Origin of the sequence: Amycolatopsis sp. PS_44_ISF1, assembly GCF_032335455.1 — a bacterium.
Classification (GTDB): Bacteria; Actinomycetota; Actinomycetes; order Mycobacteriales; family Pseudonocardiaceae; genus Amycolatopsis.
Map to the genome: position 1 here is coordinate 193,103 of NZ_JANUXO010000001.1, position 14,521 is coordinate 207,623.

At 71.8% G+C, this 14,521-nt stretch carries 11 protein-coding genes and 1 pseudogene; 4 read left to right on the forward strand and 8 right to left on the reverse strand.

Features of this window, described 5'->3' with window-relative positions; genetic code table 11:
* Window positions 1–83 precede the first annotated feature (83 nt).
* Together NYF13_RS00880 and NYF13_RS00885 are read left to right on the forward strand one after the other, a co-directional pair.
* Window positions 84–1,331: an LCP family protein gene (locus tag NYF13_RS00880; RefSeq protein WP_396287205.1), complete on the forward strand. Its 1,248-nt coding sequence runs from the start codon at window positions 84–86 to the stop codon at window positions 1,329–1,331.
* 42 nt (window positions 1,332–1,373) lie between these two features.
* The gene (locus NYF13_RS00885) at window positions 1,374–2,072 is read left to right on the forward strand and encodes a TIGR03089 family protein (RefSeq protein WP_315653555.1); all 699 of its coding nucleotides are present in this window, start codon (window positions 1,374–1,376) and stop codon (window positions 2,070–2,072) included.
* A gap of 106 nt (window positions 2,073–2,178) precedes the next feature.
* On the opposite strand, the gene NYF13_RS00890 is transcribed toward NYF13_RS00885, so the two are convergent.
* The gene (locus tag NYF13_RS00890) at window positions 2,179–2,616 is read right to left on the reverse strand and encodes a DoxX family protein (protein WP_315653556.1); all 438 of its coding nucleotides are present in this window, start codon (window positions 2,614–2,616) and stop codon (window positions 2,179–2,181) included.
* A gap of 288 nt (window positions 2,617–2,904) precedes the next feature.
* On the opposite strand from NYF13_RS00890, the gene NYF13_RS00895 reads away from it, so the two are divergent.
* Window positions 2,905–4,767, forward strand: a complete 1,863-nt coding sequence (locus NYF13_RS00895) for a TetM/TetW/TetO/TetS family tetracycline resistance ribosomal protection protein (RefSeq protein ID WP_315653557.1) — start codon at window positions 2,905–2,907, stop codon at window positions 4,765–4,767.
* Window positions 4,768–4,769: 2 nt separating this feature from the next.
* On the opposite strand, the gene NYF13_RS00900 is transcribed toward NYF13_RS00895, so the two are convergent.
* The 3 genes from NYF13_RS00900 to NYF13_RS00910 all read right to left on the reverse strand — a co-directional run bounded on the left by NYF13_RS00900 (window position 4,770) and on the right by NYF13_RS00910 (window position 7,627).
* Window positions 4,770–5,195 (reverse strand): hypothetical protein, encoded by a 426-nt coding sequence (locus NYF13_RS00900; protein WP_315653558.1) that lies wholly within the window; start codon window positions 5,193–5,195, stop codon window positions 4,770–4,772.
* A gap of 130 nt (window positions 5,196–5,325) precedes the next feature.
* Window positions 5,326–6,258 carry an alpha/beta fold hydrolase gene (locus NYF13_RS00905; RefSeq protein WP_315653559.1) on the reverse strand — a complete coding sequence of 311 codons (933 nt, stop codon included), beginning with the start codon at window positions 6,256–6,258 and terminating at the stop codon, window positions 5,326–5,328.
* A gap of 211 nt (window positions 6,259–6,469) precedes the next feature.
* Window positions 6,470–7,627: an acyl-CoA dehydrogenase family protein gene (locus NYF13_RS00910; RefSeq protein WP_396286308.1), complete on the reverse strand. Its 1,158-nt coding sequence runs from the start codon at window positions 7,625–7,627 to the stop codon at window positions 6,470–6,472.
* A 114-nt stretch (window positions 7,628–7,741) separates the two neighbouring features.
* Between NYF13_RS00910 and NYF13_RS00915 the strand changes: the two genes are divergently transcribed.
* Window positions 7,742–9,427 (forward strand): AMP-binding protein, encoded by a 1,686-nt coding sequence (locus tag NYF13_RS00915; RefSeq protein WP_315653561.1) that lies wholly within the window; start codon window positions 7,742–7,744, stop codon window positions 9,425–9,427.
* 57 nt (window positions 9,428–9,484) lie between these two features.
* Here NYF13_RS00915 and purE read toward each other — a convergent pair whose 3' ends face one another.
* From purE to NYF13_RS00935, 4 genes and pseudogenes are all read right to left on the reverse strand, one after another.
* Window positions 9,485–9,982: a 5-(carboxyamino)imidazole ribonucleotide mutase gene (gene purE, locus NYF13_RS00920; protein ID WP_315653562.1), complete on the reverse strand. Its 498-nt coding sequence runs from the start codon at window positions 9,980–9,982 to the stop codon at window positions 9,485–9,487.
* A 26-nt stretch (window positions 9,983–10,008) separates the two neighbouring features.
* Window positions 10,009–11,193: a 5-(carboxyamino)imidazole ribonucleotide synthase gene (locus NYF13_RS00925; RefSeq protein ID WP_315653563.1), complete on the reverse strand. Its 1,185-nt coding sequence runs from the start codon at window positions 11,191–11,193 to the stop codon at window positions 10,009–10,011.
* 236 nt (window positions 11,194–11,429) lie between these two features.
* Entirely contained in the window at window positions 11,430–12,764 is a 1,335-nt protein-coding gene (locus NYF13_RS00930) for a glycosyltransferase 87 family protein (protein ID WP_396286311.1), read from the reverse strand.
* Between the two features lie 391 nt (window positions 12,765–13,155).
* Window positions 13,156–14,460, reverse strand: a pseudogene (locus NYF13_RS00935) (glycosyltransferase 87 family protein); the annotation flags it as partial.
* Window positions 14,461–14,521: the final 61 nt, after the last annotated feature.

Consider the following 14,521-nt stretch of genomic DNA (forward strand, 5'->3'; position numbering starts at 1 on the left):
CGGCTTCGGAATCCGCCGATCCGGGAGCCGATTCCGGCGGTGCGCCCGAACCGGCCGGGAGTACGCCGAAGCCGCCCGTCGAGTTGCCGCAGCCGAGCCAACGGTCACCTCTGGGCACTCAGAGTGATGAAGAGCCGGTCTGGAAGCCCTCGCCTCACCCCCGTACGCCCGATCCCGCGCCGATAGCGGTCACTCGCCGCCGCCGTGCCGGACGGGTGACCTCGCGGATCGCGATCGGGCTGGTCTCGGTGCTCGCGCTGGGCGTCACCGGCTACGCCTACGTCACCAAGGACCAGGTCCAGAAGAACGTGCCCACCACCGACGCGCTGACCCCGCGCGCCGGTGAACCGCCCGCGCCGCCCGCCGACGACGGCGCCACCGACATCCTCCTGGTCGGCAGCGACGCCCGCACCGACATGCAGGGCCACCCGCTGCCCACGAGCACGCTGAAGTCGCTGCGCACCGAGGAGAAGCCGGGGATCAACACCGACACGATGATCCTGCTGCGGTTCCCGAAGGACGGCAGCAAGCCTTCGGGCGTCTCCATCCCGCGCGACAGCTGGGTCGACATCCCCGGCCGCGGCCAGTCGAAGATCAACTCGGCCTACGGCGTCGCGAAGGGTGCGTTCGCCGCCCAAGAGCGCGCGCAGGGCGAAAAGGACCAGGCGAAGATCGAGCGGGATTCCGACAGCGAGGGCCGCCGGGTGCTGGTCCAGACCGTTCAGGACCTGACCAAGGTCCGGATCGACCACTACGCCGAGGTCAACCTGCTGGGCTTCTCGCTGCTCACCGAGGCGCTCGGCGGGGTCAAGGTGTGCCTGAACCACGCGACCTCGGACAAGGACTCGGGCGCGAACTTCCGCCGCGGCGTCCAGACCGTCTCCGGTGGTGAGGCGCTGTCCTTCGTGCGCCAGCGCAAGAACCTGCCGCGCGGCGACCTGGACCGGATCGTGCGGCAGCAGGCGTTCCTGTCCTCCGCGCTGCACCAGGCGCTCTCGGCGGGCACGCTGACCAGCCCGTCGACGCTGAGCCGCCTGATGGACGCCCTGCACCGCTCGATCGTGGTCGACGACGGGCTCGACCTGCTGACCTTCGTCCAGCAGGTGAAGGGTCTCGCCTCCGGCGACCTGAACTTCACCACCATCCCGGTGGTCACGGCCAACGGCCGCAGCTCCGACGGGCAGAGCATCGTCGAAGTCGATCCGGCCGCGGTGCGGTCGTTCGTGGCCGGGCTGGCCGGCCGGGGCACCCCGTCCGGCGGCGGCGCGGGGACGGGGGCGCCCGCGTTGACCATGGACTCCGGCCTCCCGGGCGTGCCCTGCGTCGACTGACTCGCCCGGCCGGGGGTGCCCGGCGCTGGCTAGCCTGGGGTCATGAGCCTCACCGAGCTGCTGCTGCGCCCGCTCCTGGCGTCACCGGCGAAACCGCTGATCACGCACTACGACGACCGGCTGGGCAGCCGGGTCGAGCTGTCCGTGGCGACCACGGTGAACTGGGCCGCGAAAACGGCGAACTGGCTGGTCGACGAGTTCGACGTGGAGCCGGGTGACGACGTCGCGGTGCGCCTGCCCGCGCACTGGCAGACCGCCGGAGTGCTGCTCGGCGCCTGGTGGTGCGGGGCCCGCGTGGTCACCGAGCCGGCCGGGGCGCGGGTGGTGTTCACCGGCCCGGACGAGCCGGTGGACGCGCCCGCGGTGGCCGTCGTCTCGCTCGACCCGATGGGCCGCGGCCTCGGCCGCCCGCCCGGCGGCTCCGCGCTGGACTACCTCGAAGAGGCCCGGCTCTCGGGCGACCAGTTCAGCCCGCTGTCCCCCGTCCCCGGCGACACCCCGGCCCTGGACGGGTCCACAGTGGACGAGGTACTGGCCGAGGCCCGCACCCGAGCCGGGAAGCTCGGCCTGACCTCGGCCGACCGCGTCCTGTCCACACTGGACTGGTCCGGACCCGAGGGCCTGCTCGACGGACTGCTCGTGCCCCTGGCCGCGAGCGCCCACCTGGTCCAGGTGAGCAACGCGGACCCGGCGAAGCTCGACGCCCGCCGCGAGGCCGAGCGCACCACCGCCGACCTCTGAGCCGGCGCTCGACGCAACCGCGCGGCGCCCGCGGGCCGGGGTCCGGCGAAACGCTCGGCTGGGGCATCCCAGCCGAGCGATCCGGTCGATCGGGCCCCGCCGCGCGTCAGACGGTCTCGAGCTCCCGCGTCGAGATCCGCGCCTCGCGCTTGCGCCAGAACAGCACGTGGTCCAGCGAAAGCCGTCCGCCGTTGAACCCCAGCGCGAGGGCGGTCAGGCCGAGCACCAGGACCAGCTCGTAACCGCCGTTGCCGGTGAGCCCGTTCTGCGCGTGCACCGAAATCAGCGCGCCGGCCATGTCCACGGCGTAGCCCACGGCGATCAGCGGCAGCAGGAAGCCCGCGACGAAGGCGATCGAGCCGAGCACCTCCAGGACGATCACGAAGACCGCCGCGACGGTCGGCAGCGGGATGCCGATGTGGTCGAACATGGTCGCGGTGGCACTGACCCCGCTGTTCCACTTCTGCCAGCCGTGGGCGAAGAACACCACGGCGACCCCGATCCGGCCCAGCAGCAGCGTGACGTCCTTGACTCGAGCGAACATGGCGTTCTCCAGCTCCCCGTTTGGGTGAAAGTTCACGTACCGGGTCCACGGTAGGGCGCCGATCGGCGATCACCAGGCTTCAGCGAGTGATCGACAGGAAACCGACAGGCACCGCCGGCCCTGCGCGCGCGGTCCCCGGCCGTCGGATCGGGAACTCGCTGTACGCACCCGGCCGTTCGCGCTACCGTGCCCGAAACCTGGTGGAGAACGAGGAGCCCGCGATGCGCCGACAGTCCGACCGATCCCAGTTCGGCCTGTCCACCGCACCCCCCGAGGACCTCGTCACCCATGCAGAACCTGACCATCGGAATTCTCGCGCACGTCGACGCCGGTAAGACCAGCCTGACCGAGCGCCTGCTCTTCGCAGCGGGCGTGATCGGCCACCTCGGCAGCGTCGACGGCGGCGACACCCAGACCGATTCGCTGGAGCTGGAGCGCCGTCGCGGCATCACCATCTCCTCCGCGGTCGTGGCGTTCACCGCCGGCGGGCGCCGCGTCACGCTCGTCGACACCCCCGGGCACTCCGACTTCATCGCGGAGGTCGAGCGCGCGCTGCGGGTGCTCGACGGCGCCGTGCTCGTCGTCTCGGCCGTCGAAGGCGTCCAAGCGCAGACCCGGGTGCTGATGCGCACGCTGACCCGGCTCGGCCTCCCCGTGCTGGTGTTCGTGAACAAGATCGACCGGATGGGCGCGCAGGAGGGCCCGCTGCTCGACGCCCTGCGCGCGAAGCTTTCGCCGCGGTGCGTCGCGCTCAGCACCGTCTCCGGGCTGGGCACCGCGCGGGCCGAGCCCTCCCCGCTGCCGTTCGGCGAAGGGCTGGCCGACGCGTTGGCCGACGACAACCGTTTCCTCGCCGCGTACGTGGCCGGCCAAGTGTCCGAAAAGGACTACCGCGACGCGCTCGCCCGGCAGGTCGCGGCGGGCGCCGTGCACCCGGTGCTGTTCGGCTCGGCGATCACCGGTGCGGGGGTCGGCGAACTCGTCACGGCCGTGCGGGAGCTGTTCCCGGCCCGCGCCCGCGAAGGCACCGGGCCGTTGGACGCCACGGTGTTCAAGATCGAGCGGGGCCGCGCCGGCGAGAAGATCGCCTACACCCGGGTGCGCTCCGGCTCACTGGCGCCGAGGCAGCGATTTCCCTTCTACCGGAGGGAGAACGACGGCACCGTGACCGAGCTGACCGCCCGCGCCTCCGCGGTGCGGGTCTACGAGCACGGCGCGGTCCCGGTCGAGGGCTCGGCGCTGGCCGGCGACGTCGCCCGGGTGTGGGGGCTGAAGGACGTCCGCATCGGCGACCAGCTCGGCTCACCCGAGCACCTGCCCGCCCGCGGGTTCTTCGCGCCACCCAGCCTGGAGGCGGTGGTGCGCCCGGTGGACCCGGACCGGGGCGCGGCGCTCAGCGCGGCGTTGGACCGATTGTCCGAACAGGACCCGTTCATCGGCCTCCGGCGGCGGGGGGCCGAGGTTTCCGTGCGGCTCTACGGCGAGGTGCAGAAGGAGGTCGTCGGCTCGACGCTGGCCGAGGAGTTCGGCGTCCCGGCGCGGTTCGAACCGTCGCGGACGCTGTACGTCGAGCGCCTCACCGGTCCCGGCTCGGCCGTGCGGGCCCCGGCGCCGGACGAGCGGGTGTACTTCTGGGCGACGGTCGGGCTGCGGGTCGAGCCCGCCGCGCCCGGCTCCGGTGTCGGCTACGCGCTGGCCGTGGAGCTCGGGTCGCTGCCGCTGGCGTTCCACAAGGCGATCGAAGAGACCGTGCACGAAGCGCTGCGCCACGGCCCCCGCGGCTGGGAAGTGATCGACTGCCTGGTCACGCTCACGCACACGCGGTTCTACCCACCGGTCAGCACCGCGGGCGACTTTCGCGAGATGACGAAGCTCGTCCTGCGAGAGGCGCTGCGCCGGGCCGGGACCCGGGTGCACGAGCCGGTGAACGCGTTCGAGGCCGAGGTCCCCACCGCGTCGGTGAGCGCGGTGCTGCGCAAGCTGGTGGAGCTGCGCGCGGTACCGGACGAGCCCACCGTCCACGGTCCGGCCGCCACGGTGGCCGGGACCGTCCCGGCGGCTTCGGTGCCCGAGCTGGAGCAGGCGCTGCCCGCGTTGACGCAGGGCGAGGGGGTGTTCTTCAGCCAGTTCGCCGAGTACCGGCCGCGTTGAGTTCAGACGGGGCGGCGGCGGGCCGCGTCGAACTCGGCCCAGCCGCCGTGGCGCGCCAGCAGCGTGAGGACCTGCTCGGCGTGGCCGGCGAACCGGCGCAGGTCGTCGTGGAGCGTGCGGGAGCGCTCGAAGTCCAGCGGCGCGTGGTCGTCCCACCAGAGCCCGATCACGGCGCTCGCGCAAAGCACGAGGGCCTGCAGCAGCCGCACGAACTCCTCGGACGGCTCATCGGTCGCGTCGCGGTAGCTGGTCTCGATGTCGTCGCACGCGTCGAGCAGTTCGCGCAACTGGTCGACCGCGTGCGCGGGCGTGCCGTCCCAGGCCGCGCTGGGCCAGGCGCAGTCGCTCAGCTCGAGCCACAGCCGCCAACCGGCGACCAGCTCGGCGTCGTCACTCGGCTTCCAGGTGTCCGGGACCGGCCATAACATGCCTCGACTGTGACATCCACGGCTCGGGAAGCACAACCGCAACCGCCCGGGCGGGCCGAAAGTGTTCGCGTTTTTACCAGGGCGATGTGGCCCGTTCGACCGTCATCACTCACCCGGGTGAACCCCGGCTTCAGCCGACCACCGGCGGAACGTACACGCACTGCGGGGGCTCGGCGTGCGCCGGGTCCAGCGCGTTGAGCACCTCCCGCTCCGCGATCGGGTCGTAAGGGATGCCGAGGTGGTCGGTGAAGTCCTGTGAGCAGAGGTCCTGCAGCACGATGTTCTTCACGTTCGGCGCGGGCTTGAGGAACGCGTTGGTGTAGGGCGTGACCACGTCGTCGTACCGGGTCTGGATCACGGTGTAGTCGACGCCCGGCACGGTGTCGCCACCGGCGTTCAGGTCGGTCAGGAACGGCGAGCCGGTGGTCTGCTCGGTGCACGCGGCGCAGGCGAAGCCGACCAGGTCCCGCACCGGCGGGATCGCCTTGACCGCCGTGAGCAGGCCGAACAGGCTGGTGCCGTAGTTCGACGGGGAGAGGCCGATCAGCCGGTCGATCTTCGAGGCGCCGCCGAGGTACTTGATCCAGTAGCGCGGGTTCATCCCGCCCTGCGAGTGGCCCACCACGTCCAGCTTCGACGCGCCCGTGGCGGCCAGCACCCGGTCCCCGAAGGCCGCGAGCTGGGCGGTGGTGTCCGCGATCGGCCCGATCGTCTGCAGGAAGGTGCCGGGCACCCCGCCGAAGTTCCCGGCGAACACGCAGTAGCCGGCGCCGGCCAGCAACTGCGACAGGTTCGCCCAGTTCTCGTAGGCGTTGGCCGTGGTGCCGTTGGACAGCAGGACCGGGTTCGGGTGCTCCGCGCTGGGCTTGCAGTTCCAGTCGTTCGCCCCCGGTGGGGCGATGGCCGGCTGAAGCACCGAGTACACCGCCGCCGCGATGATGTTCGGCTGGACCGGGCCGGTCGGCTCCTTCACCGCCGCGTCCGCAGTGCCCGTGGCGAGGGCGAACGCCCCGGTCACGGCCAGCAGAACCACCATCCGACGCCCGAACGCGCGCACACCCATCCGCTTCACCTCTCTGTGAGCCGATGGTGACCAGTGTCACCCAGTCACTCAACGCTCGAACCGGTGAAGGGAAACGCTTCCGAGTGGGTTACTTTCCGGCCACGAGCGCGGTGTGGCCCTGCTTCAGGTGCGGAGCGTGCGAGAGGCTGAGCAAGGTACGGCCCCGTCCATGAGCGTTCAAGACCGCCCGAATCACCGGCTCTAGATCCATCTAGCCCTTGAGCAGCGCCCGGGCCATGACGACCTTCTGGATCTGGTTGGTGCCTTCGTAGATCTGGGTGATCTTCGCGTCGCGCATCATGCGCTCGACCGGGAAGTCGCGGGTGTAGCCGGCGCCGCCGAAGAGCTGGACGGCTTCGGTGGTGACCTCCATGGCCGTGTCGGAGGCGAAGGTCTTGGCCGCGGAGGCCATGAAGCCCGCGCGCTTGTCGCCGCGCTCGGAGGCCGCCGCGGAGGCGTAGACCAGGTGGCGGGCGGCTTCGATCTTCGTGCCCATTTCCGCGAGCATGAACTGCACGCCCTGGAATTCGGCGATCGACTTGCCGAACTGGCGGCGGTCCTTCACGTACGACACCGCCGCGTCCAGCGCGCCCTGGGCGATGCCGAGCGCCTGCGCGCCGATCGTGGGGCGGGTGTGGTCCAGTGTGCGCAGCGCCGTCTTCAGGCCGGTGCCCGGCTCGCCGATGATGCGGTCCGCGGGGATGGTGCAGTTCTCGAAGTAGATCTCGCGGGTCGGGGAGCCCTTGATGCCGAGCTTGCGCTCCTTCGGGCCCACCGAGAAGCCCGGGTCGTCCTTGTGCACCGCGAACGCCGAGATCCCGTTGGCCTTCTTCTCCGCCTCCGGGTCCGTCACCGCCATCACCGTGTACCAGGACGACTCGCCGGCGTTGGTGATCCAGCACTTCGTGCCGTTGAGCACCCAGTGGTCGCCGTCGAGGCGCGCGCGGGTGCGCATCGAGGCGGTGTCCGATCCGGCCTCGCGCTCGGACAGCGCGTACGAAGCCGAAGCCTCACCCGACGCGATCGCGGGCAGCACCTGCTTCTTCAGCTCCTCCGAGGCCGACAGGATGATCGGCTGCGTGCCCAGCTTGTTCACCGCCGGGATCAGCGAAGCCGACGCGTCCACGCGCGCGACCTCTTCGATCACGACGCACGCGCCCACCGCGTCCGCGCCCTGGCCGTCGTAGGCCTCGGCGATGTGCACGGCGTTGAAGCCGGACTTCACCAGCGCCTGGTAGGCCTCGATCGGGTAGCGCTCCTGCTCGTCGACCTCCGCGGCGTGGGGCGCGATCTCCTTCTCGGCCAGAGCCCGGACAGCCGCCCGCAGCTCCTCGTGCTCCTCGGCAAGCTGGTACAGGCCATCGGCCACTTCCGTCACCTCTTCTGCAGCGTTGGGGAGAGTTCCGTCGATGTTAGCGCTCGTTCACGTCGTGGGCGGTCTTCGTCCTTGTGTCCTTGACCGCAGAATTCGTAAGGTCGGGTGATGGCCATCATCACGTCGGCACCGGCGCCCGGTTTGTCCCGTTCACTCGAATACCCCGAGGTCCCGGCGGGTTCGATACTCGCCGGGGCCGCCGCCCGGTACGGCGATCGCCCGGCCTTCGTCCTGGGCGAGGACAGCATCTCCTACACCGAGGCGTATGCCGACGCCTGCCGCTTCGCCAACGCGCTGCGCGCCCACGGCATCGGCCACGGCGACGTGGTCGCCATCCACCTGCCGAACTGCCTGGCCTACCCGGTCGCCTACCACGGCACCCTGCTGGCCGGGGCCACCTTCAGCCCGACGAACCCGCTGCTCCCGGCCGACGACCTGGCCTTCCAGCTCAACGACTGCGAGGCCGCCGCGGTGGTCACGTTCGGGCCGATGTCCGGCACGCTGGCCGGCGTCGCCGACCGGATCCCGGCGCGGCTGACGATCGTCGTGTCCCCCGAGCCCGGCACCGAAACCGACGCGAAAACCGTCGAGTTCCGGGCCTTCATGGCCGACCGTCCGGACACCCGGCCGGAAGTGGCCATCGACGTGCACGAGGACCTGGCGCACCTCGCGTACACCGGCGGCACCACCGGCCGGTCCAAGGGCGTGCAGCTCACGCACCGCAACATCGTGGTCAACTCCCTCCAGTCCTCGTGCGCCGGGAGTGGTTCGGTGCCCGCCCTGGACGCGCACGGTGACGTGGTGATCGACCAGATCGGCAGCGAGGACGAGTTCACCTCCCGGCTCGGCACCGGCACCCTGATCAACCTGACCCCGTGGTTCCACGCGATGGGCGTGATCGCCGGGCTGAACTCGGCCCTGCTCACCGGCACCACGATCGTGCTGCACTCACGCTTCGACCCGGGGGCCTACGTCGCCGACGCCGAGCGCCTGCGCGTCACCTACATCGGGGGCGCGCCCACGCTGTTCGCCGCGCTGCTGGCGACGCCGTCGTTCCACACCGCCAACCTGTCCTCCGTGCGCAACATCGGCTCCGGGGCGGCGCCGATGAACTACGAGATGACCCGCGCGTTGCAGGAGCGCTTTCCCGACGTGGTGATCGTCGAGGGCTACGGCCTGACCGAGATGACGATGGTGGCGACGAGCGCGCCTTCGCACCGCTCGGGACTGCGCAAGGTGGGCACGGTCGGACAGCCGGTGGCCGACACCGAGCTGAAGATCGTCGGCCCGGACAGCGAGGAACCGCTGCCGCCCGGGCAGGAGGGCGAGGTGTGCCTGCGCGGCCCGCAGATGATGCGCGGCTACCGCAACCGCGCCGAGGACAACGCCGCCACGCTGGTCGGCGGCTGGTTGCACACCGGCGACATCGGGGTGGTCGACGAGGACGGTTACCTGTCCATTGTGGACCGCAAGAAGGACATGCTGCTGTACAAGGGCTACAACGTCTTCCCGCGCGAGCTGGAGGAGCTGCTGATCGCCCTGCCGGGCGTCCGCGCGGCCGCCGTGGTCGGCCGGCCCCGCGTGGACGTCGGCGAGCTCCCCGTCGCCTTCGTCGTCCGCCAGCCCTCGCAGACCCCCGACGCCGCGCAGCTCATCGCCTCGGTGAATGAGAAAGTGTTGCCGTACAAGCGTTTGCGCGAGCTGCACTTCGTGGACGAGATCCCCGTGTCGGCCGCGGGCAAGGTGCTGAAGCGGGAGCTGCGCGAGCAACTGCCCCCCGTTCCCCCGGCGTGAGACGAGCGCCGGTCCTCCTCACCACCGCCGGGGGCGAGGAGGACCGGCGCCGCGGGACTACTTGCCGGCCTTCTCGCGGAGGGCGGCGTCCTTGCCGAGGACCATCTGCTCCAGTTCGGCCTGGAACTGCGCGATGCGGGCCTGCAGCCCGGGGTCCGCGGCGGCCAGGACGCGGACGGCCAGCAGGCCGGCGTTGCGCGCGCCGCCGACCGACACGGTGGCCACCGGGATGCCGGCCGGCATCTGGACGATCGACAGGAGCGAGTCGAGCCCGTCGAGGTGCTTCAGCGGCACCGGCACGCCGATCACCGGCAGCACCGTGGCCGAGGCGACCATGCCCGGCAGGTGCGCCGCGCCGCCCGCGCCCGCGATGATCACGCGCAGTCCGCGCGAGGCCGCGGAGGTGGCGTAGTCCAGCATGCGCTGCGGGGTCCGGTGCGCCGAGTAGACGCCGACCTCGTACTCCACCCCGAACTCGTCGAGCGCCTTCCCGGCGGCTTCGAGCACCGGCCAGTCCGAGTCGCTGCCCATGATCAGGCCCACCAACGGCGCCATCGTGTTCCCCTCCAGTGGGTCTCGAATCAGTGGATCTCGTAGCCGTCGAGCCAGACGGCGTGGGACAGCCAGTGCGCGGACAGCCGCGCACGGTCGCGCAGGTCTTCCATCCGCTGCCCGGTGAAGTTGACGTGCCCGAGCTTGCGGCCGGGCCGCTCCTGCTTGCCGTAGAGGTGGATCTTCACCTCGGGGTAGCGCGCGAACAGGTGGTGGACGCGCTCGTCGGTGCTCATCTCGGGGGTGGCGCCGGCGCCGAGCACGTTCGCCATCACGCAGGCGGGCTCGACCAGGTCGGTGCGGCCCAGCGGGTAGTCGAGCACCCCGCGCAGGTGCTGCTCGAACTGCGAGGTGCGGGAGCCGTCCATCGTCCAGTGCCCCGAGTTGTGCGGGCGCATGGCGAGCTCGTTGACCAGCAGGCCGGTCTCGGTCTCGAACAGCTCGACGGCCAGCAGCCCGGTGACGTCGAGCGTCGCGGCGATCCGCAGCGCGAGGTCTTGCGCCTCGTGCCCGCGCGCCTCGCTCAGCCCCGGCGCCGGGGCCAGCACCTCGGTGTTGATGCCGCCGCTCTGCACGGTCTCGACCACGGGGTAGGCCGCGCCCTGCCCGAACGGCGAGCGCGCGACCAGCGCGGCCAGCTCGCGTTTCATGGCCACCTTCTGCTCGACCAGGAGCGGGGTGCCCGCGTCGAGCAGTTCGGGCACGGTCTCGCGGGCGTGCCGGGCGGTGTCGAGCATCCAGACGCCGCGCCCGTCGTACCCGCCGCGCGCGGCCTTGAGCACGACCGGCCACCCGTGCTCGCCGCCGAAGGCGATCACGTCGTCCACAGTGGACACCTCGGCGAACGCCGGACCCGGCACGCCCAGCCCGGCCATCATCTCGCGCATGACCAGCTTGTTCTGCGCGAACCCGAGCGCCGACGGCGCGGGCCGCACGACCACGCCCTCCACCGCGAGCGTCAGCAGGTGCTCCCCGGGCACGTGCTCGTGGTCGAACGTGAGCACGTCCACCCCGGCGGCGAAGGACCGCAGCGCGTCGAGGTCCGTGTGGTGCCCGAGCACCACGTCACTGGCCACCAGCGCGGCCGAGTCGCCGTCGTCCGCCGCGAGCACTCGCAGCGACTGCCCGAGCGAGATCGCCGCCTGGTGCGTCATCCGGGCGAGCTGTCCGCCGCCCACCATTCCCACGACGGGAAGACCGGTACGTTTGTCCATAACGCCGACCAGGCTACTGGGCGCCCCGGGGGCGGGCTGCGGGTACCTGGGGGTGTCGGGGCAGGTCACCCGGGCCGCGAGCCCGGGCGCGGAACTGTAGGCCCGGCCGCGAGGTCCGCCGATCCAGGACCGTCCCCGTGACCGGGCAGTCCCGCGCTGGGCATTCCCGCGCAGAGCTGAAGAACCCCCTCGGCTCGGCTGTCCGTGACCGCGCGCCGCAGGGCTGTTTCACCCGTTTACCCGGCGACCTTCGGCTGTACCCCGGGTTCCGCCGTGCGGGCTCGTAGGCGGAGTTCGCGGGCGGCGAGGGCGAGGAGGGCGACCACGGCGGCGAGGACGTAGGCGTTGCCCAGCACCGACCAGCCGGGACCCCAGGTGAACTCCGTGTCGCCGCCGTTCGGGACCAGCATCACGATCTGGGAGGCGAACAGGGCGGCCACCAGCAGCGCCCACCAGCGCCGGCCCTTGACCATCAGCAGGCCGATCAGCGGCACCGACCAGACCCAGTGGTGGGACCAGGAGACCGGGGACACCAGCAGGGCGTAGAACGCGGTCACCAGCAGCGCGGCCGCCTGCTCGCCGCGCCGGTGCCAGCGCACGACCAGCCACACCGCGGGCACCGCCAGCACCACGGCCGCCCCGACCGCCACCGCCATCGACCACGACGCCCGGTCGGAGGCCCGGTCGACCAGGCCGTTCAGCGACTGGTTGAAGATCCAGTGCACCGAGCCCACCCGGCTGGGATCGGTGACCGACTTCGTCCAGAACCGCCCCGCGTCACCCGGGATGACCGCGAACATGACCCCTTCCAGCACCACGAAGGTGGCCAGGGCCCGCAGGCCGTCCTTCCACCGGCCGGTGAAGAACAGGTGGGGGACGAAGATCAGCGGGGTCAGCTTCACCGCCGCCGCCACCCCGACCAGGACCCCGGCCCAACGGCGGCCCCGGACGCTTTCCCCGGCCGATCCCCCCGATTCGACCGGCCCGGCCGGACCCGCGGGCGCCCCGGAGCCACCGGCCCGCGCCGAATCCGCCGTGCTTCGCGCTCTCGCCCACCGGCCCGCGCCCGCGCCACGGCCGGAGAGCACCAGCACGTCGACGACCACCAAAGCCATCAGTATCAGGTTGATCTGGCCCAGGAACAGCGTCTTCCACACCGGTTCCAGCACCAGGACGAGGGCCGTGCCCGCCGGCAGCCAAACCCCGGACGGCCGCGCCACCACCGCGAGCACGACGATGAGCGAAACCACCGACGAAGCCGTGATCACGCCCCAGACCAGGCCCGGGGGCACCAGCACCAGCGGCACGAACAGCGCCGCCGCGGCCGGGGTGTAGGTGAAGGGCAGCCGGACCCAGTCCGGGAGCGTGGTGAGGTCCGACGAGGTGTACAGCGGCTCGCCCTCGAGCAGGGTCAGCCCGCCCGCCCGGTAGACCGCGCTGTCCGCGCCCACGTGCCAGCCGGCCAGCCACACCACCAGCCCCAGCGCCGCGGCGGCCAGCAGTAGAACCCCCAGCAGCCGAGGGGAAAGCGGGGAGCTCAGGGGCCGGAAACCCGGGTGCCGACGCGCCACGGCAGGCGAAGGTGGATCAGTCGCCTGGCGTGATGTCGGCATACGGCGAAGCCTCCCCCGGCGACGCCGCCCCGCGAGTCGATGCCGATCCCGCGCCCGGCTTCACTCCCGACGCCGCCTCGGACCCCGCCCCGGTCACCGCAGCCGAGGGCGATCCCGTCACCGAAACCGGCCCGGTCCCAGCCCCGCTCGCCGAAGCCGCCCCGGCCTCGGACCCCGCCCCGGTCACCGCAGCCCAGGGCGATCCCGTCTCCGGAACCGGCCCGGTCCCAGCCCCGCTCGCCGGAGCCGAAGCCGCCCCGGCCTCAGACCCCGCCCCGGCCACCGAAGCCGCACCCGGCCCCGTCCCGGCTCCCCCGGCCGGGCCGGTCACCGGTCCGGACCCGGCCGAGCGGGAACGCCGTTGCAGCCCCCACCGCAGGATCAGCGCCAGCGCCAGCACCACCGGCATCAGGATGTAGGCGTCGCCCAGCACGTTCTGCCACACCTTCCAGTGCAGCTCCACGTTGCGGCCGTTCGGCAGGATCAGCAGCACGCAGCTGATGAACACGAACGCCACCAGCCCCGTCCCGACCCAGCGCTTCCACGCCGTCGCCGGGGTGGTCTTCGGCAGCCGGGAGACCAGCAGCACGATCAGCGGCACCACCCACACCCAGTGGTGGGTCCAGGAGATCGGCGAGATGAGCAGCGTCCAGAACGCCGTCACCAGCAGCGCGGCCAGCGCCTGTCCGCGGCGGTGGAACCGGATCAGCAGCCACAACGCCGGGATGGCCAGCAGCAGGCCGATCCCCATCGCCGCCTTCGACGCCCACGGCGCGAGGTCGGTGGCCCGGTTCATCAGCGCGTTCAACGACTGGTTGCCCGCCCAGTGCACCGGGCCGATGCGACCGGTGTCCGGCAGCGTCGAGGTCCAGTAGCGGAAGGCGTCGTGCGGGTTGACCAGGAACATCAGCGCCTGCATGAGGACGAACGTGACGAGCCCGCGCACCGCGTCCTTGCGCCGGCCGGTGATGAACAGGTGGGCCAGGAACACCAGCGGGGTCAGCTTGATCGCCGCCGCCACGCCCACCAGCACCCCGCCCCACCGGCTGCCGCGGGCGCCGAGCACCAGCATGTCCAGCAGGATCATGGCCATCAGGATCAGGTTGATCTGGCCGAGGAAGATGGTGCGCCACACCGGTTCCAGCCCGAGGAAGACCAGGGAGAACACGATCGTCGACCGGGCGGGCGAGGCCCACCAGCGCGGCCCGTCGTCGGCCGGGCGGGGCAGCGCGCCGATCGCGATGCGGATGGACAGGGCCATCGCGCCCAGGGAGATGGCGGTCAGGAAACCCCAGGCGACCTGCGTCGGCACCACCGCGAGCGGCACGAACAGCAACGCGGCCGTCGGCGGGTAGGTGAACGGCAGCAGCGCCCACCACGGCTCCGGGGAGAGCGTGTTCGCGTCGTAGAGCGGCTGCCCGTGCAGCAGGGTGAGCGCGCCGGCCCGGTAGACCGCGCTGTCGACCCCGAGGACCCAGTCGTGCGTCCAGCCCCAGATGCCGAAGCCGATCGCGACCAGCGGGATCACCGAAAGGATCAGGATCGACCGTGGTCGGACGGAGAGCCGGGCGAGCGACTTGCGCAGGGCCAGGCGAGGCAGGCCAGCTCTCGCCGGAGCTTCGCCTTCGGCGGCGGAAGGTACGGTCCTGGTCACCCCATCAGGAAAGCACGACCGGCGTCGAGCTGGTCCAGAAGGGTAGGACGGGTTCGGTCCC